The sequence below is a fragment of the Bacillus licheniformis DSM 13 = ATCC 14580 genome (assembly GCF_000011645.1).
Taxonomy (GTDB): Bacteria; Bacillota; Bacilli; order Bacillales; family Bacillaceae; genus Bacillus; species Bacillus licheniformis.
In genome coordinates this window covers 3,946,277-3,966,567 of sequence record NC_006270.3, presented here as the reverse complement: position 1 = coordinate 3,966,567, position 20,291 = coordinate 3,946,277, and the positions used below count along the sequence as shown (strand labels likewise).

General features: G+C 47.2%; 14 protein-coding genes. 9 read left to right on the top strand and 5 right to left on the bottom strand.

Annotated elements, in window-relative coordinates:
• Positions 1 to 230 precede the first annotated feature (230 nt).
• Positions 231 to 1,628 (top strand): Na+/H+ antiporter NhaC, encoded by a 1,398-nt coding sequence (gene nhaC, locus TRNA_RS41860; RefSeq protein WP_003186400.1) that lies wholly within the window; start codon positions 231 to 233, stop codon positions 1,626 to 1,628.
• 34 nt (positions 1,629 to 1,662) lie between these two features.
• Positions 1,663 to 2,994 carry an NAD-dependent malic enzyme gene (locus TRNA_RS41855; protein WP_003186398.1) on the top strand — a complete coding sequence of 444 codons (1,332 nt, stop codon included), beginning with the start codon at positions 1,663 to 1,665 and terminating at the stop codon, positions 2,992 to 2,994.
• A 17-nt stretch (positions 2,995 to 3,011) separates the two neighbouring features.
• On the opposite strand, the gene TRNA_RS41850 is transcribed toward TRNA_RS41855, so the two are convergent.
• On the bottom strand, positions 3,012 to 3,341 hold the full coding sequence (locus TRNA_RS41850) for a DUF1259 domain-containing protein (RefSeq protein WP_003186396.1): 330 nt from the start codon (positions 3,339 to 3,341) through the stop codon (positions 3,012 to 3,014).
• A 144-nt stretch (positions 3,342 to 3,485) separates the two neighbouring features.
• The gene (locus TRNA_RS41845) at positions 3,486 to 4,274 is read right to left on the bottom strand and encodes a formate/nitrite transporter family protein (RefSeq protein WP_003186394.1); all 789 of its coding nucleotides are present in this window, start codon (positions 4,272 to 4,274) and stop codon (positions 3,486 to 3,488) included.
• A 798-nt stretch (positions 4,275 to 5,072) separates the two neighbouring features.
• Here TRNA_RS41845 and TRNA_RS41835 point away from each other — a divergent pair.
• The 5 genes from TRNA_RS41835 to TRNA_RS41815 all read left to right on the top strand — a co-directional run bounded on the left by TRNA_RS41835 (position 5,073) and on the right by TRNA_RS41815 (position 11,971).
• Positions 5,073 to 6,479: a cytochrome ubiquinol oxidase subunit I gene (locus TRNA_RS41835; protein ID WP_009329863.1), complete on the top strand. Its 1,407-nt coding sequence runs from the start codon at positions 5,073 to 5,075 to the stop codon at positions 6,477 to 6,479.
• The gene (cydB, locus tag TRNA_RS41830; protein ID WP_003186392.1) at positions 6,466 to 7,482 is read left to right on the top strand and encodes a cytochrome d ubiquinol oxidase subunit II; all 1,017 of its coding nucleotides are present in this window, start codon (positions 6,466 to 6,468) and stop codon (positions 7,480 to 7,482) included. Before TRNA_RS41835 ends, cydB begins: the two co-directional genes overlap by 14 nt.
• Positions 7,482 to 9,206 (top strand): thiol reductant ABC exporter subunit CydD, encoded by a 1,725-nt coding sequence (gene cydD, locus TRNA_RS41825; RefSeq protein ID WP_009329862.1) that lies wholly within the window; start codon positions 7,482 to 7,484, stop codon positions 9,204 to 9,206. The genes cydB and cydD overlap by 1 nt, the downstream gene beginning before the upstream one ends.
• Complete coding sequence (cydC, locus tag TRNA_RS41820) at positions 9,203 to 10,951, top strand: thiol reductant ABC exporter subunit CydC (RefSeq protein WP_003186390.1); 1,749 nt, start codon at positions 9,203 to 9,205, stop codon at positions 10,949 to 10,951. Before cydD ends, cydC begins: the two co-directional genes overlap by 4 nt.
• Before the next feature lie 168 nt (positions 10,952 to 11,119).
• The gene (locus tag TRNA_RS41815) at positions 11,120 to 11,971 is read left to right on the top strand and encodes an NAD(P)H-hydrate dehydratase (protein WP_003186389.1); all 852 of its coding nucleotides are present in this window, start codon (positions 11,120 to 11,122) and stop codon (positions 11,969 to 11,971) included.
• Between the two features lie 36 nt (positions 11,972 to 12,007).
• Here TRNA_RS41815 and TRNA_RS41810 read toward each other — a convergent pair whose 3' ends face one another.
• The 3 genes from TRNA_RS41810 to TRNA_RS41800 form a co-directional block, all read right to left on the bottom strand.
• Complete coding sequence (locus tag TRNA_RS41810; protein WP_003186388.1) at positions 12,008 to 13,033, bottom strand: pectate trisaccharide-lyase; 1,026 nt, start codon at positions 13,031 to 13,033, stop codon at positions 12,008 to 12,010.
• A 290-nt stretch (positions 13,034 to 13,323) separates the two neighbouring features.
• A complete protein-coding gene (locus TRNA_RS41805) occupies positions 13,324 to 16,482 on the bottom strand; it encodes a type 2 lanthipeptide synthetase LanM family protein (RefSeq protein WP_003186383.1) in 3,159 nt (1,052 codons plus the stop codon).
• A gap of 61 nt (positions 16,483 to 16,543) precedes the next feature.
• Positions 16,544 to 16,768 (bottom strand): plantaricin C family lantibiotic, encoded by a 225-nt coding sequence (locus TRNA_RS41800; RefSeq protein WP_003186381.1) that lies wholly within the window; start codon positions 16,766 to 16,768, stop codon positions 16,544 to 16,546.
• A gap of 137 nt (positions 16,769 to 16,905) precedes the next feature.
• Between TRNA_RS41800 and TRNA_RS41795 the strand changes: the two genes are divergently transcribed.
• Positions 16,906 to 17,124 carry a class II lanthipeptide, LchA2/BrtA2 family gene (locus tag TRNA_RS41795; RefSeq protein WP_003186379.1) on the top strand — a complete coding sequence of 73 codons (219 nt, stop codon included), beginning with the start codon at positions 16,906 to 16,908 and terminating at the stop codon, positions 17,122 to 17,124.
• Positions 17,125 to 17,204: 80 nt separating this feature from the next.
• On the top strand, positions 17,205 to 20,285 hold the full coding sequence (locus TRNA_RS41790) for a type 2 lanthipeptide synthetase LanM family protein (protein WP_009329859.1): 3,081 nt from the start codon (positions 17,205 to 17,207) through the stop codon (positions 20,283 to 20,285).
• Positions 20,286 to 20,291 lie beyond the last annotated feature (6 nt).

Below are 20,291 nucleotides of genomic sequence, written 5' to 3'. Positions count from 1 at the left end.
AGTATGCGAAAACACTCTGACATTTTACCGGGATAGAAACACAGAGTGTTTTCGCTTTCCTTCAATAACTTTATGAAGAGAAAGGACAACAGCGGTGAAGTGGTACCGCATCAGCCTTTTTCATGGTATACTGTTCGTTGTTAGTTAAATTTTTAAGAAAAAATTGAAGCAGATTGCTATTTTTATGTAGTTTATTTTGAAAGCGTTTCAATAATTAAGGGGGATTTAGGTTGAAAACAGCACGGTTGCCATCAATGTTGGAAATCATTTGTGTATTAGGTGCATTTTTAGCGATAGTTTGTTCATTTACAGTCAAATTCGAGCTGCCGATTCAGCTGGCATTGTTTATTTCATGGTTCTTGGTGATTTTGCTCGGACTGCGCCTGGGGCACCGGTATGAAGATTTGCAAAAATCGATTACAAACGGAATTTCAAATGGACTTGAAGCGATATTGATCCTGATTGCCGTCGGCGCTCTTATCGGCACATGGATAGCCGGCGGTGTTGTGCCGACTTTGATTTATTACGGGCTTGAGTTTATCCACCCGAGCATATTCCTGCTTGCCACGCTCATTATTTGTTCGATCACATCTGTTGCCACAGGTACGTCTTGGGGGACTGTAGGAACGGCCGGGATCGCCATGATGGCAATCGGGGAAGGGCTGGGGCTTCCGCTTCCGCTTGTAGCCGGAGCCGTGCTGTCCGGAGCCTACTTTGGAGATAAATTATCGCCGCTTTCCGATAGTACGGTGCTTGCGTCATCCCTTTCAAAGGTCGAAGTGATTACCCATGTCAGAGCGATGCTGTACTTGTCGATTCCCGCCTATTTAATCACGGCGGTCCTGTTCACCATCACCGGCTTTATGTATGGAAGCCGAAATGTTGATTTGGAAAAAGTTGAATTTTTGAAAGCTTCTTTGCAGAACACGTTTGATATTCACATTTGGATGCTTGTTCCGGCTGTTGTCGTCATCGTTCTATTGGCGATGAGAAAGCCATCTGTGCCGACGATCGCGATCGGCGCACTTTTGGGCGCGATCTGGGCTGCGGTCTTCCAAGGCATGGACTTTGCGGATGCGATCGGCACAGCATACAACGGCTTTTCCATTGACACCGGGATCAAATTTATGGACGAGCTCTTAAATCGCGGAGGAATAGAGGGCATGCTCGGTTCGGTCGTCGTCATCATTCTCGGTCTGGGCTTTGGCGGCCTCTTGGAGCACTTAGGCGTTCTAAAAGTGATCGTCTCCAAGTTCCAGCAAAAGCTGACTTCTGCCGGCAACGTCACATTCTCGACGATTATCGTCGCCTTCTTGGCAAATGTGTTCGGCTGCGCGATGTATGTCTCGCTCATTTTAACACCGAAAATTATGGAAAAAAGCTATGACAAGCTCGGAATTGACCGGAGGGTGCTGTCCAGAAACGCGGAAGTCGGCGGTACGATGACGTCGGGCATGGTGCCGTGGTCGGACAACGGCATATATATGGCGGGGATTCTCGGCGTCTCGACCTTCTCTTATGTGCCGTTCATGTGGCTGAGCTTTGTTTCAATCGGCCTTGCGATTTTGTACGGATACACAGGTAAATTTATTTGGTACACCGATAAAAAAGACTCGCCGGTTCAGTAGCCGATTTTAAAACAATTGATGGAGGTATTCTGTTATGAATGGCAACAATATTATTCGGAATTTGATGCTGGAAATCCCTTCAGCACCCGGAAACCTTGGAAAGGTGACAACGGCGATCGGCCTTGCCGGCGGTGATATCGGAGAGATTGAAACGATCAAGGTAGGGCCGAATTATACGATGCGGAACATTACGGTTCAAGTTGAGCATGAAGAACAGCTCACCGAGATTCTTGAAGTGATCCGCAACTTAAAAGAAGGCATCCATCTTCATACCGTTTCAGATGACGTGCTGGCTGCACATGAAGGCGGCAAAATCCGCATGAAAAGCAAGATGCCGATTCGCTCGCTTGCTGATCTGCGTCGGGTGTATACGCCGGGTGTCGCGAACGTGTGCGAGCTCATTAAAGAAGAGCCGCAAAAAGCGAATATTTATACCGGAATCGGCAATTCGGTTGCAATTGTAACGGACGGCACGGCCATCCTTGGCTTGGGAGACATAGGGCCAGTTGCTGGAATGCCTGTTATGGAAGGGAAAGCCGCTCTTTTCGACCAGCTTGCGGATATCAGCGGGGTTCCGATTCTGCTCGACACGAATGATCCTGATGAAATCGTAAGGACGGTTAAAAACATCGCGCCCGGCTTTAGCGGCATTTTGCTTGAAGACATCGGTTCACCGCATTGTTTTGAAATTGAAGAGCGCCTGAAAAACGACCTGAATATTCCGGTCATGCATGACGACCAGCACGGTACGGCGGTTGTGACGCTGGCGGCCGCCATTTCAGCAGCCAAGAGTGCAGGGGTGGATCTGAAGCAGGCCCATGTCGGCCAAATCGGCCTGGGCGCGGCGGGTGTCGCGATCTGCAGGATGTTTATGGCATATGGAGTAAAACGTGTTGTCGGAACGGATAAATCGCTTGAGGCGATGGCGCGTTTAGAGAACTATGGCGGCCATGCGGCTGAAAGCATCGAAGAATTGATGGAAAGCTGCGATATCGTCGTTGCGACAACCGGTGTTCCGGGATTGATCAATAAGAAATGGGTTCGGGAAGGCCAGGTGATTTTGGCTCTGTCCAATCCGAAGCCGGAGATTGAGCCTGAGGATGCGCTCGAGGCCGGGGCAGCCTACGCTGCAGACGGACGGTCTGTCAACAATGTGCTGGGGTTCCCAGGTATTTTCAGGGGCGTGTTAAATGCCGGAGCCGATTCGATCAGCCACCCGATGCTGGTTGCGGCCGCTGAAGCGATCGCATCCTGCACAAGACAAGGCGATCTTGTGCCTCATCCGCTGAACCCTGAAGTTCACGAGATTGTGGCCAAAGCAGTCGAAAGGGTCGCACTTTCAGAAATGGGAAAAATCAACGGATAAAGAAAACAGCTGCTGCTTCATCGCAATACGGATAAAGCGGCAGCTGTTTTTTTCGCGAATGTTAACGGCGGTTCTACAGATTGAAAATGAATATATAAAATATTCGGTTCTGTAAAAATCCAATGATTGTGGAGAGCACTGATAATGATGCCCTGATCGACAAGCTTTTTTGTAAACAGCGGAACTTCTTCAGGCAAAATTGCGACTTCGGCCATATTCAAGGCGATTCCGTTTTGATCGAGCGATTCGAACATGATTTCTTCCATGCCGACTCCCCGGCTCGGTCTTCCTTGAATCGCGACACGCAAATTCCGTTTGATGCTGACAGAACAGACACCGTGGTTCAATGTGCGGCTCCCCATTTAAAATATGTCCAAATTGCCGGCAAAGCGAATGAAAACTTTGCATCGCTGAACCTCCATTTTTAAAGTTACCACGATTTTATGAAGGGAGCCCGCATATTTAGAATCCATTAAAAATGGACGATCTTTTTATTTGATGATTTCTTCACCGCCCGGCTTGTTGGCATAGTGGTACATGAAGCCCATCATAAACGCGCCTCCGACCAGGTTCCCGAGTGTTACCGGAATTAGGTTATGGATTGCGCCTGCAATCGAAATGGTCTCCGGATGCTCGGTGACCAGAGAGACGGCAAAAGTGGCCATGTTCGCGATGCTGTGTTCATAACCGGAAATAAAGAAAGTAAAGACAAACAGCATCATAGAGAACATTTTCGCTCCGTCCCCTTTTTGCGCCATCGGAACGAAAAACGCAAGGCAGACAAGCCAGTTACACAGAATCGCTTTAAAGAACAATTCGGTCACCGGCGTATTCATTTTATGCTCCGCCACGCTGAGAATAAAGCCGGTGGAAGAAGGATCTTTAAATAAGCCGGTCGCAAAGATGAGGCCTGCGAAAAAAACGGCGCCCATTAAATTTCCTGCATAGCTGAACATCCACAGCTTGATCACAGTGGGCCAGCGCATTTTTTTACGAAGCGCAGCCAATGTATAATAAAATGTATTTCCCGTAAATAAATCTCCTCCGCCATAGACGATCAGAATAATGGCGCCCCCAAAGGTGATTGCTGCAATTGGATATGTGAACGGAGAATGTTCAACATAAAAGAGATTCCCCGTTTTAAACGCTACAATGACTCCGAACCCGATAAACATACTGGCCAGCATAGCCCGTAAAAGATAGCGAAGCGGGCTTTGCACAAAGATGCTTTGCTTTTTTAAAGCAAGCTCTTCGACTAGAACAAGTGATTTAGATTCCATGTTTTCCACCACCATCAAGTGTTTACTTAAGAAGTATCTATCATAAATACAACCTAAGTATAGCAGGATATTGTGAAACATTTCACAAATTTTGTGTATTTTGTTTGAACAAATGTATGGTTCGATTTTCATAGAATAAACGGGGTATCGTTATTGTTTATTTCAAAGCAATAAATATTCCTTCCCTTCCTCCGTTAATAGTCAGCGGGAGCTGGATGGCTGTGCAGGGGGAAAAACGTGCGGTGCAGTCAGCTCGTGCTGCGTGAAGGCTTCAGTGGAGATAAATCAGCAAATGGATGAAGGGAATGCGCAGAAGGCGGAAGGAAGATTTCACAGATTGGACAAAACAGCAGAACTTTCCGTAAGGCGCGCTCACACTGAAGGAAAACCCCGAATTTGTTTCACTGCATATAACGGTTTTCTTTTGATGCGACAGGCTTTCGCGAAGAATCACAGATGTTGAATGACGAAATGTTCCACGTGAATTTCGGGGCATTTTTCTCATGTTGTTTTAGTGCTTGTTAACCAGCGTGTCACAAAATATCTATAATTCCTTCGTATAATTGTCACAATGACATCCATAAATTAGGGAAAATGTACTTTATTTAAGAAGGAATTCGCGGTAAAGTACAGGTATAAATAACCATCCTGATAATAACGGAACATCAATGCGGGCCGAGGTCACCCTTTTGTCTGTAATCATAATCACATTAATAAGATGCATGTGAAAGTCTGAGCAAGTGTGATGCCCATTTGGCAAACGGGCCCGGCTAGAACAAAGAGGAGGAGACAGGAACAGTGGACGAACTCATTTTGGCAAGATTTCAATTTGCTTCAACAACGATCTTTCACTTTATTTTTGTACCGATGTCAATCGGGCTTGTCTTTATGGTTGCTTTAATGGAAACCCTTTATGTCGCAAAGAAAAAAGACATTTACAGAACGATGGCTAAATTTTGGGGGCACTTATTTTTAATTAATTTTGCAGTCGGTGTTGTCACCGGGATTTTACAAGAATTTCAGTTCGGAATGAACTGGTCGGAGTACTCCCGCTTTGTCGGTGATGTATTCGGCGCTCCGCTCGCGGTGGAAGCGCTGCTCGCTTTCTTTATGGAATCGACGTTTATCGGTTTGTGGATCTTCGGCTGGGACCGCCTTCCGAAGAAGATTCATTTGCTGTCCATTTGGCTTGTTTCGCTTGGCACGATCATGTCGGCGTTTTGGATTCTAGCGGCCAACTCGTTTATGCAGGAGCCTGTCGGATTTGCGATCAAAAACGGACGCGCGGAAATGACCGATTTTTTTGCGATTATTAAAAACCCGCAGCTATGGGTTGAATTTCCGCACGTCATTTTCGGTGCGCTTGCCACTGGGGCGTTTTTCATTGCCGGTGTCAGCGCGTATAAAATGCTGAAAAAACAGGAATTGCTCTTTTTTAAAAAATCCTTTCAAATCGCGATGATTGTGGCGCTTGTTTCCGGGGGCGGCGTTGCGTTCAGCGGACATGAGCAGGCACAGCATCTGATGAAGAGCCAGCCGATGAAAATGGCTGCCAGCGAAGCGCTTTGGGATGACAGCGGCGATCCGGCTGCATGGACGGTGCTTGCGAACATTGACACGGACAAGCAGGAAAACAAATCCGAGCTCAGCATCCCGTATGCGCTCAGCTATTTGGCTTATAAACAATTCAGCGGCGATGTGCCCGGAATGAAGACACTGCAAAAGCAATATGAAGAAAAATACGGAGAAGGAAATTATATTCCGCCGGTGAAAACGACATTCTGGAGTTTCAGAATCATGGCCGGATCAGGACTTTTAATGATCGTTGCCGCTTTGACCGGTCTTTATCTCAGCTTCCGCAAAAGACTCGAAACAAGCAAATGGTTCTTGCGGACAATGGTGGCTTTGATCGCCTTTCCATTCATTGCAAATACGGCGGGGTGGATCATGACTGAAATCGGACGCCAGCCGTGGACGGTGTTCGGTATTTTGACAACGGCGCAGTCCGTGTCGCCGAACGTATCAGCGGGAATGCTGCTGTTCTCTGTCATCGCGTTTACAGCGATTTATCTTGTGCTGGCGCTCGTTCTTGTCTACTTGTTTGTGCGGGAGATTAAAAAAGGGGCTGCACACCATGACCACCATCATGATGATTCCGTATCGACAGACCCGTTTGATCAGGAGGTTTACCATGGTATCTCTTAATGAATTTTGGTTTATATTAGTCGCTGTGCTGTTCATCGGTTTTTTCTTTCTTGAGGGCTTTGATTTCGGCGTCGGAATGGCGACGCGGTTTCTCGGGCGCAACGATCTTGAACGGAGGGTGATGATCAATACGATCGGTCCTTTCTGGGATGCAAATGAAGTCTGGCTGCTGACCGGGGGAGGCGCGATTTTCGCCGCTTTTCCGAACTGGTATGCCACGATGTTCAGCGGATATTACATTCCGTTTGTCTTTGTTCTTCTTGCATTGATCGGCCGCGGGGTCGCGTTTGAATTTAGAGGAAAAGTCGAAACCGCAAAATGGAAGAATACATGGGATTGGGTCGTATTTTTCGGCAGCATTCTGCCGCCGTTTTTGTTCGGTGTATTGTTTGCGAGCATCCTGCGCGGCATGCCGATTGATGCCGATATGAATCTGCACGCCGGTTTTACCGATTATGTGAACGTCTATTCCGTGACAGGGGGAGTCGCCGTTACGCTTCTCTGCCTGCTGCACGGCCTGATCTTTATTACATTGAGAACGGAAGCCGATTTGCGCGACCGGGCAAGACAGCTGGCCAAAAAAGTCGTATTCGCCGTTTTGGCGGCGCTTGTTGCCTTTGTTGCATTATCCATTTTTGAAACGGACTTGTTCACGGGCAGGGGGCATGTGACGATACCGCTTGCGGCTCTGATTGTCGTTTGCTATGTGCTGTCGATCGTGTTTATGAAACAAAAACGCGACGGCTGGACATTTGCCATGACGGGCGCAGGGATCGCTCTTACAGTGGCGACGATTTTCACTGCGCTGTTCCCGCGCGTCATGATCAGCTCGGTGAAAAGCGCATATGACTTAACCGTTTATAATGCTTCATCAGGCGACTATTCTTTAAAGGTTATGACGATCGTCGCGCTGGCACTGCTTCCGTTCGTGCTGGGCTATCAGATCTGGAGCTACTATGTTTTTAGAAAACGGGTCAGCAGCAAGGAGCCAATGATTTATTAATGGGAAAAGATCTTTTGCAATATAAAGGGATGAAACGAATACTTGCAGTACTCACTGTCCTGACATGCATGCAGGGCGCCGCCATTATCATGCAGGCCGAATGGCTTGCTGAAGCGGTTACCCGCCTTTTTAACGGAGAACGCGTCGGTTCGCTCTTTCCGCTGCTCATCTTATTTACCGCCGCTTTTTTATTTCGACATGCTGTTACCCTTGTCAGGCAAAAGCTGATATTTGACTATGCCGCCGAGACGGGGGCCGGCATGCGGAAAAAGTTTTTGGAGAAGCTTTTCCAATCCGGCCCCAGGCTGGCGAGGAAAGAAGGAACCGGTCATGTCGTCACGCTCGCGATGGAAGGAATTGCACAGTTCCGCCGCTATTTGGAGCTGTTTTTGCCGAAAATGGTCAGCATGGCCGTTATACCGCCGGCGGTTGTCTGTTATGTCTTTTTTAAAGACACATCTTCCGCTGCAGTCTTAATGATTACGATGCCGATTTTAATCACTTTTATGATCCTTCTTGGGTATGCGGCTAAAAGAAAAGCGGACAGCCAATGGAAAACGTATGAGATGCTTTCAAACCATTTTACAGATTCCTTGCGCGGCCTGGAAACATTGAAAGTGCTGGGCATCAGCCGTTCACATACTAAGAATATATTTCATGTGAGCGAACGGTACAGGAAGGCGACGATGAGTACGCTTAAGATCGCCTTTCTGTCATCGTTTGCACTTGATTTTTTCACCATGCTGTCCGTAGCGACCGTTGCTGTTTTTCTCGGTCTCGGTCTTGTTGACGGCAGCATCTCGCTGGAGCCGGCTCTTGCCATTCTGATTCTTGCCCCTGAGTTTTTTCTCCCTGTCCGGGAAGTCGGCAATGACTATCATGCTACATTGAACGGACGCGAAGCCGGTAAAGCGATCAAGGCGATATTGGATTCGCCGGGTTTCAAGGATGAGGCGCCTTTAAGTCTTGAGCGATGGTCTGACGACGATCAAATCGAGTTCAAGCATGTAGATGTGCGGCATGAAGATGAGGAAAACTGCTCTTTATCCGGGATTTCTCTTTCATTTAAGGGAAAGAGAAAAATCGGAATCATCGGGGAAAGCGGTGCCGGAAAATCTACGCTTATCGATGTGCTCGGCGGCTTCCTGGAAACGAAAAGCGGCGTTATCAAAGTCGGGGGAAAAAAGAGAACGCATTTGCAGACGGACAGCTGGCAAAATCAGCTCTTGTATATTCCGCAGCATCCCTATATCTTTCCGGATACGCTCGCAGCCAATATCCGTTTTTATCATCCCGCCGCTTCTGACGAAGACGTTGAACAGGCAGCAAGAGCTGCCGGGCTCTCGGAGCTGATTGATCAGCTTCCAAACGGCTTGAAAGAGCGGATCGGTGAAGGCGGGAGGGCATTAAGCGGTGGACAGGCGCAGCGTACAGCCGTTGCCCGGGCTTTCCTTGGCAACCGTCCGATTATTCTTTTAGATGAGCCCACTGCTCATTTGGATATCGAAACAGAATACGAGTTGAAAAAAACGATGTTAAAACTGTTTGAAGACAAGCTGGTTTTTTTGGCAACCCATCGCCTTCACTGGATGCTTGATATGGATGAAATTATCGTGCTGAAAGATGGGCAGGTGGCTGAAACCGGTACACATCAAGAACTGATTGAAAAGCGGGGCGTTTATTACGAGCTCGTGAAGGCGCAGTCGTTTGGAGGTGCATCATGAACAATGAAGACGGGTGGATTCTGCCCTACATCAAGAAAAATACAAGGCTTTTGATCATTGTCGTGCTGCTTGGCGGGTTGACGGCATGCTCGGCGGCTGCTCTCATGTTTACCTCCGGTTATTTAATATCCAAAGCGGCTACGCGTCCGGAAAATGTTTTGATGATCTATGTTCCGATCGTAGCGGTTCGCACCTTCGGGATTCTGCGCTCGGTGTCGCGCTATGTTGAGCGGTTGACAGGGCACCATATCATTTTGAAAATTTTATCCGATATGCGCGTCAGGCTTTACAGGATGCTCGAACCTCAAGCTTTAAAATGGCGTGAACGTTTCCGAACGGGGGATATGCTCGGCATTTTGGCCGACGATGTTGAACATTTGCAGGACATGTATTTGAGAACGGTATTTCCCGGGCTGTCGGCTCTTCTTTTATATGGCGTATTCATCGCAGCTATCGGCTTTTTTTCATGGCCTTTTGCTGGACTAATGGCGGTCTATGCCGCGGTTTTCGTATTTCTTGTTCCGCTTGTTTCCCTGCTTGTGACAAGGGCAAAAAATGTTGCGCTGAAAAGAGGACGGAGCCACTTGTACCGTCAGCTGACAGACGCGGTCATGGGGGTGAGCGATTGGGTTTTCAGCGGCCGGCAAAACGACTTTGTCCATTCGTATGAAGCGGCAGAACATGAATGGCTGGCGATCGAAAAGAAACAGGTGCGCTTCAGTCGTTGGAGGGACTTTGCCATGCAATGCCTGGCGGCAGGACTTGTTCTTCTGATGCTAATATGGGCGGGCGGCCAAAGCGCGGAAGGGGCTCTGGCTCCTGTGTTTATTGCGGCGTTTGTCCTTGTTGTGTTTCCTTTGACGGAAGCTTTCTTTCCGCTTTCGGACGCAGCGGCTTCAATCCCTGAGTATCAGGATTCTTTAGAAAGAATGGACGGTCTGCAGCCGCCGAAAAGGGGGAACGGGGCCGATGTTCAGCAGGAACGGGCGGAGGCTGTAGGTTTGGACGATGTCACGCTTCGCTTTGAAGACGTTTCTTTTTCTTATGAGCAAGGCCAGCCGGTGTTGGACGGTGTTTCATTTATATTAAAGCAGGGTGAAAAGACCGCTTTGCTAGGCCCGAGCGGTGCGGGTAAATCGACCATCTTGTCGTTGATACAAGGGGCGCTTGCTCCTTCTAAAGGAAACATTACATTGAACGATATTTCTGTGCAGTCTCTTCAGGGAGAAATTTCACGCGTAGTCTCCGTTTTCAATCAGCAGCCGCACCTGTTTGATACGACGGTTTTGAATAATATCCGGCTCGGGAACCCTGACGCGAGCGATGAGGACGTGTATTGGGCGGCGCGCCAGGTGAAGCTTCACGATTATATTCAGTCTCTTCCCGATGGATATCATACATCTGTACAGGAAACGGGCATCCGTTTTTCAGGTGGAGAACGCCAGCGGATTGCTTTGGCGCGGATTCTGCTGCAGGACGCACCCATCGTCGTGTTGGACGAACCGACCGTAGGCCTTGATCCTAAAACAGAGAAGGAGCTTCTTTCAACGATGTTTCAAGTACTTGATGGAAAGACCGTTCTATGGATTACACACCATTTGGCAGGAGCCGAAGCGGCCGACCGGATTCTGTTTTTAGACAAAGGGAAGCTTGCAATGGCAGGGAGCCATCAGCAGCTTTTGGAAAACAATCCGCGCTATTCAAGACTTTATCGTCTGGATGCGCCTGTCAGCCGGCTTTTTTAGTCGAAAACGCCAAGCACAGCTTCAAGTTGTGAAGCTGTCTTTTTTATATGAACGTAAACTGATCCGTTCATCAGTGCTATTTTGCATGTTAAAGAGCAGTGAAGGGTATGATTCAGTTACAATTTAATTAAACGTTTGTTTAAACTATATTGAAAGGTGTGATCCGGGATGTCTGCAGAACAATTGCCGATATGGACGAAAGACTGCGTGAAGGGCTCATTGCCGAAAAGGGGAAATGATAGTCATAAAGGAACTTATGGAACCGGCCTTTTGCTCGCGGGAAGCGATGATATGCCGGGAGCGGCTCTCCTTGCAGGAATCGGGGCGATGCGGAGCGGTCTAGGAAAGCTTGTCATCGGAACGTGCGGGAGTGCGATTCCGCTGATCCTCCCCGTTCTTCCTGAGGCGACGTATTGGCGGGACGGCGCCGAAAAGGCGGCGTCAGGCGAGATTGCCGAACCTTACCGGGCGATTGCGATCGGGCCTGGGCTGCCGCCTTCGCAAATGACTGAGCAAGCGGTTCAAAGCGTATTAGCGAAAGACTGCCCGGTTGTGCTTGATGCGGGTGCTCTTTCAAAACGATCGTATCATGAACGGGAAGCGCCGGTGGTATTAACGCCGCATCCGGGCGAATTTTCGAAAATGACAGGCTTGTCCATTCGAGAAATTGAAGCAAACCGGGCCGGTTATGCTCGAGATTATGCGGAGGAACAAGGTATTACCCTTGTCTTGAAAGGCAATGAAACGATCGTTGCTTTCCCCGACGGCGAGTGCTGGAGGAATGTAACGGGAAATGGGGCGCTGGCAAAGGGAGGAACGGGGGATACGTTAACAGGTATGCTTCTCGGGATGCTGTGCTGTCATGAGAATTCGAGAGAAGCGGTGCTGAATGCTGTCCACTTGCACGGCGCATGTGCGGACGCATGGACAAAGACCAGATCGGCTCATGCGCTTCTTGCGCATGAACTTTCCGATCTGCTGCCAACGGTATGGAAAGCGTATGAGGATGGAAATAAGTGAAACGCCCGGAATGCCCCGGACGTTTCACCTCAAAGCTTATGGATTGATTTTGCCGACTCCGGCATTTTGCTTGACGATTGATTTTACATTGTCGACATTGTCGAGTGAGTAGCTGTATGGCGGATTATAGGTTGTAGTAGAGGTAGTCGGCATACTGCCCCTAGAGTTTACAAATTTGTTGTTGGATACATGCCAATAGCCCGGTGAACTGCTGTACCAAGAGACAATCGGATCTTTGGCGTTTTCAAAGAGGTTGTTCTCAATTCTGATGCGCGCGCCCATCCTCGAATTAATTCCGCTGTCGATGATTTTATTGAAATAGTTGTTGTAAATATGGCCTTCTCCGAAACGGAATGACGGCACACGCGAATTCAGATTCTCAAACCAGTTATGATGGAATGTAATCGTCCTGTTGTAATTATCGCTGTCCGATGAACCCATCAGCATTGATTTCCATCCATCGTGCACATAGTTCCAAGAGAATGTAATATATTCCGCATCTCTTTTGACGTCAAATAATCCGTCATAGTAATCTTTGTCAACGTTCAGGCTGTGGTAAAGCTCATTATGATCAACCCAAATGTTTTTAGAAGGGCCTTCAATGCCGATCGCGTCTTTATCGCCTGAGGCGACCTCGTGAATTTTCAAGTTGCGGATGATGATGTTGTTGGCCCGCCATATTTTGATGCCGATCCCTTTGAGTTCCCCTTTGGTCCCTGATCCGACAATCGATACGTTTGACACGTCTTTGACGTCAATCTTTGATGCGGATGTATTTGATGTTGTAATGGTGCCGTTGACATAAATTTTTAAAGGCGTATTTGCATTCTTATTTTTTAATGCCGCAATCAGCTGATCTCCCGTTGTTACGGTTACCGTCTGACCGCCTTCTCCGCCCGTTGTTCCGCCGTTTAGTGCGGCAAAGCCTTTTAAGCTGAAGTCGGCAAGCGGATTTACTTTGCCCGAGTTTAAGGCAGAAGCTGCTTCTGCCGAAACCGCCGCTGTCAATGACCCGACAACCCCTAATACAAAGATAAAGATGATGCTGATTAATTTCTTCATTATATTCCTCCTATTGTTTCTTTTTTGATGCCAACGCTGAATGGGAAGCGCTTACAATTACGGCGGATACTGAATGGTGGGCACCGATCATCCCTCCCTTTTATTGGAATCAGAGAGAGCATAGCATATATTTCTGAATTGTCTGAATAATCATGTTGTGAGTTGGATTTGCTCATAAGCTGGTGATTATGCCAAATGACACGAATCTGAGAATAAGCGCATTTGGATGAAGGTCTTTCATCGTAATGTTGCAAAAAAAATCTATGGATGAAAATCCATAGATTTTGATTTTAAAACACGTTTTCTCTTTTAAAAGCTTTGCTGTTCTTTTTGATAAGCGCTTGAGGCGGACTGAGCTGAAGCAGTTCCGGCAGTTCTTCTCCATATTGGCATTGCAGCATGCCGTAGCCGACTCCGCTTAAACCAAGCATGAGCCCGGCTGAATCCACACCTCGTGATACCCCTTTACTGAATGGATTTTCTTGAAAATATGTCAACAGCCGATCTTCCGTATTCTGTATAATGGTGTTCAGTTCGCTGAATTCTTCCCTGAACCCTCTTAGGATTTCGAGTTGGCCGAAATCGCCGTGACAGAATGAGCGGTTATTGCCGAGCCCATGCTTAACAGTTGTTTCAAGAGCGTTCAAGATGTCGGTATGCAGCCCGGGATCATTGACTCCGTTTTCTCGGAGGATGCTTCTCGACAACAATATGCCGGCAGCGCCATGGCACCATGCAACTGACAGTTGTTCTCTTCCTTTTGATCCCCAATTTTTTTCGGAAGCGATGTACAGCTGCTTTTCAAATGCCAGGCATTGCGAAATGATTTTTTTCAGTGATTGCGAATCAAACACTTTATTGAATCGGGATAAAGCTGCGGCGATGCCGGAAGTGCCGTGGGCAAATCCTGTGTAATAGTTTTGTGTATGAGGATCTTTCCAGGCCGCTCCGTTTTCAATATTTGTTTTATGCTGAAGCAAATGGCCGGCGCACTTTTCGGCGAGCTTTAGAAAAACCGGGTCATCCAGTTGTTCATACAATGACATCAGAACCATTAGAGCACCGGCAGAACCGCTGATGATATCGCAGTTTTCGTCTTGTTCGATGACAGCTTCAAGGACTGGCAGAGCTTCATGTATGAGTTCGATCCATTCGTTTTTTTTCTGAACCGTTCCCGCATGCTGCAGAAAATACAGATAGCCGGAAACCCCCGTGAATGCCCCAGAGTCGGCGTACTTCAGGAATTCTTCTTTTTCCTTCAGTTCATTCAACGCTCGCTGAATCGCAAATACACACTGCTCGGTTATATGCGAGTAAGTCTCCGGCCGTTTTGCGAAGCGGCTCAGATAGCTCATAAAAAGTCCGATGCCTGCATTGCCATTATATAAATCAAGACTGACAGGGGAGATCGTCCAAGAGATTTCTTCGACGCCTTCAATAACTGTACTGATCCAAGTGACGTCCTTTCCATCATTGCCTTCAATTCGCTTTTCAGCCAAATCGTCAGCCGCTTTCTCAGCGATGGCGAGCGGCTGCAAGGCGCCTGATCTAGGACTCGGGTGATTTTGGTCTATATCGATTGCGTCTTTTTCATGTCTCGCGTTATATGCAGCCAGAATCGACATGCGTATGACATTCGCTTGTTCCTTTAAGTCCTGGTCTGAAAATGATGAGATCTTCTTAATTACTCTTGTGAAGGACGGCGTTTCAAAATAAGCGGCAATCGGTTCTTCTTCGCCATTGAGCAAATAGGTATCTGAAGGCTTCGACAGAAAATAGGGGATGTCTCCCCGAATGAGCTCTTTCAGCTCTGTTTTTGCCGCTGCAATATCTGTGTCTGCATCTTCAAACTTTTCCACCCGGCATAAAAACACTTCACGGTCTACCGCATCCCTGAGAAAATCAGGGTGGTAGCTTTTATTCAAAAGAGAGGCGTAGTGCGCTGTCGGCTTCAAAATATTTCGAACGGTGCAGTTTTTAAAATGTTCAATCGTAGCCAGGTAGCTTTCGCCATGATCAGAAATCAGACGGTATACTGCTGAAAATCCTTCGATGATACAATGAAGATAATCTGCGACAGGGACATGCTGGTGATCTAAAGTCGGCAGATTTTTCGCCTCGCCGATTTCAAATCGGTCATGCTCCAGGCGAATGTCATCGCGGAAAAATCCTTTGATTTGAAGCGCCTGAAACGGTGATTCCTGAGCTTCCTGCCCCCCCATTCCGCTGATGTCCACAACTTTATCCCGGTTTTTCCTTCCGAAGTAAAGGTTGAACGGCAGGATTCCGGTAGACCGTACGGATCTGGAAAGAATGTAGTTTGCTTTGTCAACGGCGGTCGAGCCGGGTTCGTCTCGTTTTTTATATTGATGAAAAATTGATTCAAGATCGATTAAAACAGGATGCTCGCCGGAGGCGATAATGTTTTCGTGGTGAAAGTCAACGGCATCGATGCTGTATAAAACGGCCAAAAGTTTGCCGAGGCGTGTATAGTAGCCTTCCAGTTCTTTTTTCGTATGGCACGTTTCGTGAGGAATAAACTCGGACCATCCGTACCGTTTTTTATTGATTAATCTCAAAGTTTTTAAAGGGCTGCCTGAATTTCGGTCATTGATCCATGATAGAAGAAGTTGAAATGCGTCGTCAACATCATGGCTTCTCGGTTTATAGACAATCTTTTTTCCATCGGAATATGTAAGGATGGCTGCCATCTTTCCTTTATTGTGCGAGTCTCCCACCCCAAGCTCAATATGGACAGGATCGCCGGCAATATGAAATGCAGCCTGCAGCTGTTCGCGGTCCTGCCTCAGCCTCTTCCACAGTTCAGAAAAGTTTTGAACCCAGTAATCGGTTTTTGTGCACAGAAGGCGCAGCAATACGGGATACTCGTTGAACAGGGTCCGCAGGTATCCTGGATTGACTAAAAAGTTATCATTGAAATCAAGATAGCGCATTTCGGGGGTGTCGCCCTTCAATTGATCTTCAAGCCTTAAAATGTTTAGTTCCAGTATTAATGTTTGATGGGCAATTTGAAGAAGCGTCTGTTTTAAATGTGTCAGCACCTGCCGGCAAAGAGGAGGAGAAAGTATGATATTTTGTTCCTCCAAAGCATCTTGTGCTGCAGACGCAAAACGGGTCAGCAGGGAGTCGAACAGCAATTCTGAATCTTGCAGAGCAGAATCCTTGTAGGAAAAGGGCGTTTCAAAGATCCGCTTTTGCATCTTCTGCCATGGGCCGCGACGGCTGTCTTTCAGCCCGACTGACTGGGATACCGAGGATTGTGCGATGGAGGACAAAGGGTCATGGCTTAATAATGAAACTGCTTTATTGAGCCATTTATCATCATCGCCGAAAAGGGAACGCCAATACTTTATCTTATCGTTTACGAGCGGGGATTGAGTTTGGGCGACGGGAAGCCGTTCGTGATATCCGGCGGATTTTTCATTCATTCTATCGACCTCTTTTTCTATCAATATGCCAACGCGGGAGCAGGGCCCCCGCGTTGGGAACTTAGTTACAGCTTGGCATGCATTCTTTTGTCACTGTACACAGGTATCCGTTATTTCCTAACGGCTTGCTCAAGATGGCACAAGTGCTGAGCGTGATTGTGCCTCCGGCGATGCTGTGCTGTTCCTCTTCCTGGAGTTCTTTAAGGATGTTCCCTGCTGGATGATAAGAAGATTCAGTGCGATACATAGGATTTTTCCATGAAAGAATCATTTCCTTTTTTGACATATATTCCACCTCCTAGAAAATTTATAATTTTTTGTCGATTTCTTGATGTACTTATAGTATAATTTGACTGGAACGGCGAGTCAATTCTAAATTATAGGAAAATTTCGATAGTTTGCCCGTTCTAGGAGGTGAGAATCATGAAAACAATGAAAAATTCAGCTGCCCGTGAAGCCTTCAAAGGAGCCAATCATCCGGCAGGGATGGTTTCCGAAGAGGAATTGAAAGCTTTGGTAGGAGGAAATGACGTCAATCCTGAAACAACTCCTGCTACAACCTCTTCTTGGACTTGCATCACAGCCGGTGTAACGGTTTCTGCTTCATTATGCCCAACAACTAAGTGTACAAGCCGATGCTAGGGAATCATAAAAAATTCAAAAGAATCCATCCTTGCAACGGAGTTGCAGGGATGGTTTTCTTCGCCAAAGGGATGACGAGAATGAGCATGAAAGAATTCGAAATTTATCTGTATAAAGCTCTTTACAGCAATGAACGAGGCGGTCAAGGTCAAGAACATCCGTCCGGCTTTTTTCCGGAAAACGGAAAAACTCCGTCTCGTCCTACGGATTTTCACCTTTCTTCTGTCCAACATTCACCCAATGAGCCTGTGCAGCTGCAAGGCAAAATGCCGGAATGGGCTGCCTGTTTGTCTGAAATTATGAAATACAACCCTAAAGCGGTTTCCGAATTAAAACACCCGCTTCCCCACATGTCATTTGTCACCTTCTTTGTTCCTTTTCTTTTATTTGCACAAGAACGGATGTCGAAAGCTTTTTCTGAATTTGAGAAGCAGGAAGGCGGTCTATCCGGCATAATCGACGCTGCCGGCTATCAAGACGGCATCATGTCTGAACTTCACCAATGCCTTGATAAGCTGGCGACGAGAACACTTATCACAGAGCTGAATGTAGCCCGGGAAGACGGCCGGCTAAAGGGGGCGTCACCGGAAGAGCGATATGTTTACTTTGTTGAACAATACATTTCCGATCCTGAAATTTACCGGGAATTTTTCGAGCTTTACCCTGTGCTTGGCAGGCTGATGGCTGAGAAGGTTCTCAGGGTGCTCGAGATTCATGAAGAAATTATTGGGAGATTTTTAAGCGACCGCAGCCTGATTGCGAAAAAATTTAATATCGCTTCCCCCGAATTGGTTGGATTTGAAGGGGATTTGGGAGATTCCCACAAAAACGGGCAGAGTGTCAAAGTGCTGGTGTTAAACAACGGAAAGCTCGTGTATAAACCGCGGTCCTTGTCAATTGACGAACATTACAGGGAGCTGCTGAACTGGCTGAACGGACGGGGAATGAAGTACAGCCTCCGTGCTGCGGAAGTGCTTGACAGGGGAAATTACGGCTGGCAGGAATTTGTAAAGCATGAAGGCTGTTCTTCAGAAGAAGAACTGGAAAGATTTTATTTCCGGCAGGGCGGACATTTGGCGATATTGTACGGATTGCGCTCCGTCGATTTTCATAATGAAAATATCATCGCCTCAGGCGAACACCCCATCCTGATTGATCTGGAGACTCTTTTTGACAACCATGTCAGCATTTTCGCTCAAAATCAAAACCTCCATGTCACCGCATTGGAGCTGAAGCATTCCGTGCTGTCTTCGATGATGCTTCCGGTCAAATTCAAACATGATGAAGTGCTCGATTTTGATTTAAGCGGGATCGGCGGCAAAGGCGGCCAGCAGTCAAAGAAAGCGAAGGGCTACGCCGTCCTGAATTACGGTGAGGACAGGATGTCTTTAAAAGAAACATCGCTGACCACCGAGGAAAAATTGAATGCGCCCAAACTAAATGGACGTCCGGTGTCCGCCGTTTTCTATACGGACTTTATCGTGGAAGGATTTAAAAATGCTTATGCCATTATGATGAAACATAAAGAAGAACTGGCAGGACCCTCGGGGTTTTTGAATCTGTTTAAGCACGACGAAGTCCGCCACGTCTTCCGGCCGACACATGTGTACGGCAAGTTTCTCGAAGCGAGCACCCACCCTGACTACTTGACCGCCGGAGATAAACGAGAGCAATTATTTGATTATATGTGGATGCTCGCCAAACAGTCGGAAAAGGCAAACGTGTTTATTCCGGACGAAATTGTCGATCTGCTGCTTCATGATATTCCCTACTTTACTTTTTATGCTGGGGGCACTTCCCTGCTCAATTCAAGAGGGGAAGAATCGGAAGGTTTTTATGAAACATCAAGTATTGATTTGGCAAAGAAAAAAATTCAATCTTTCTCGGAAAAGGATTTGAATCATCAGCTCCGCTATATTTCTTTATCAATGGCGACGTTGATTGAAAATGTCTGGGACCATGCAGAAAGCGGGCTTGGACAGAAGGAAACGGTCGCTGATCTCGGAAAAGAGGTCAAGCATATAGCTGATGATTTGCTGCAGAAGGCGATCTATTCAGAGCGCGGTGAAGGTCCTTTCTGGATCAGCAATAATGCCGGAGACGAAAAAATGGTGTTTTTGTCGCCGCTTCCTATGGGGCTTTACGACGGAATGGCAGGGCTGGCAATATTTTTTGCACAAGCAGGCAAGGTACTGAACGAGCAGGTATATACGGATACGGCAAGATCAATGATAGAAGAAATTCAAAAGGAAGAAAGTTATTGGGTTCAAAATGGGAATTCCCATTCTGCTTTTTTCGGCACAGGCTCATTCATTTACCTGTATTCCTATCTTGGCAGTCTATGGGAAGACGATTCCTTATTGGAAAGGGCGTTGAACCTCATTCCCCGAGTTTTGGATCAGCCGAATCAAACACAAAACCCGGATTTTATCGCAGGGGATTCAGGATTGCTGACAGTGCTTGTTAATCTGTACGAAATCAAGCAGCACCCAGCAGTATTGGACTCTATAAGACAGGTACTGAGCAGATTGAATGATCGAATTGGCCGCTTACTTGATTCAATCGAGCAGGATGCCGTTTCGTTGACGGGATTTTCACACGGCTTGACGGGGATCGCATTTTCTATCGCAAAGGCGGCGAAGGTGATACACGATGACAGCTGCAAAGAGCTTGTCCTAAAGCTTGTCGAAGAAGAGGACCGCTATTTTCAAAAGGATCATCTAAACTGGCTAGATTTACGAAATGATTCGCATACGCTGTCCCCAAGCTACTGGTGTCATGGAGCTCCCGGGATTTTGCTGGGGAGAGCGCACATTCAGGCTTTTATTCCTGAATTGACTACCCGGACTTTAAAGCTTCAAGAAGCGCTTCAAAGTTCTTTAAATCTAGCAGACTGTCAAAATCATTCGCTGTGCCACGGTTTAATTGGGAATTTGAACATTCTGCTGGATATCAAAAGGCTGAACCGGGAACTTCATGTCCCTGATGATATATTTTGCATTTATAAAACGAAAAACCGGGGATGGAAAACGGGTTTGCATTCCGATGTGGAATCGCTTGGCATGTTTGTCGGGACGGCAGGAATAGCCTACGGGCTTTTGCGGCTCCTCGATGAATCTGTTCCATCCGTATTAACTCTCGATATTCCGACGGGCAGGTGAGATAAG

Bases quoted from the DNA above. Each gene is read 5' to 3' on its own strand.
- TRNA_RS41855 (WP_003186398.1), top strand. From the start codon at position 1,663: ATGAATGGCAACAATATTATTCGGAATTTGATGCTGGAAATCCCTTCA.
- cydC (WP_003186390.1), top strand. From the start codon at position 9,203: ATGAACAATGAAGACGGGTGGATTCTGCCCTACATCAAGAAAAATACA.
- TRNA_RS41810 (WP_003186388.1), bottom strand. From the start codon at position 13,033: ATGAAGAAATTAATCAGCATCATCTTTATCTTTGTATTAGGGGTTGTC.
- TRNA_RS41795 (WP_003186379.1), top strand. From the start codon at position 16,906: ATGAAAACAATGAAAAATTCAGCTGCCCGTGAAGCCTTCAAAGGAGCC.
- TRNA_RS41815 (WP_003186389.1), top strand. From the start codon at position 11,120: ATGTCTGCAGAACAATTGCCGATATGGACGAAAGACTGCGTGAAGGGC.
- TRNA_RS41845 (WP_003186394.1), bottom strand. From the start codon at position 4,274: ATGGAATCTAAATCACTTGTTCTAGTCGAAGAGCTTGCTTTAAAAAAG.
- TRNA_RS41800 (WP_003186381.1), bottom strand. From the start codon at position 16,768: ATGTCAAAAAAGGAAATGATTCTTTCATGGAAAAATCCTATGTATCGC.
- cydB (WP_003186392.1), top strand. From the start codon at position 6,466: ATGGTATCTCTTAATGAATTTTGGTTTATATTAGTCGCTGTGCTGTTC.
- TRNA_RS41805 (WP_003186383.1), bottom strand. From the start codon at position 16,482: ATGAATGAAAAATCCGCCGGATATCACGAACGGCTTCCCGTCGCCCAA.
- TRNA_RS41790 (WP_009329859.1), top strand. From the start codon at position 17,205: ATGAGCATGAAAGAATTCGAAATTTATCTGTATAAAGCTCTTTACAGC.
- cydD (WP_009329862.1), top strand. From the start codon at position 7,482: ATGGGAAAAGATCTTTTGCAATATAAAGGGATGAAACGAATACTTGCA.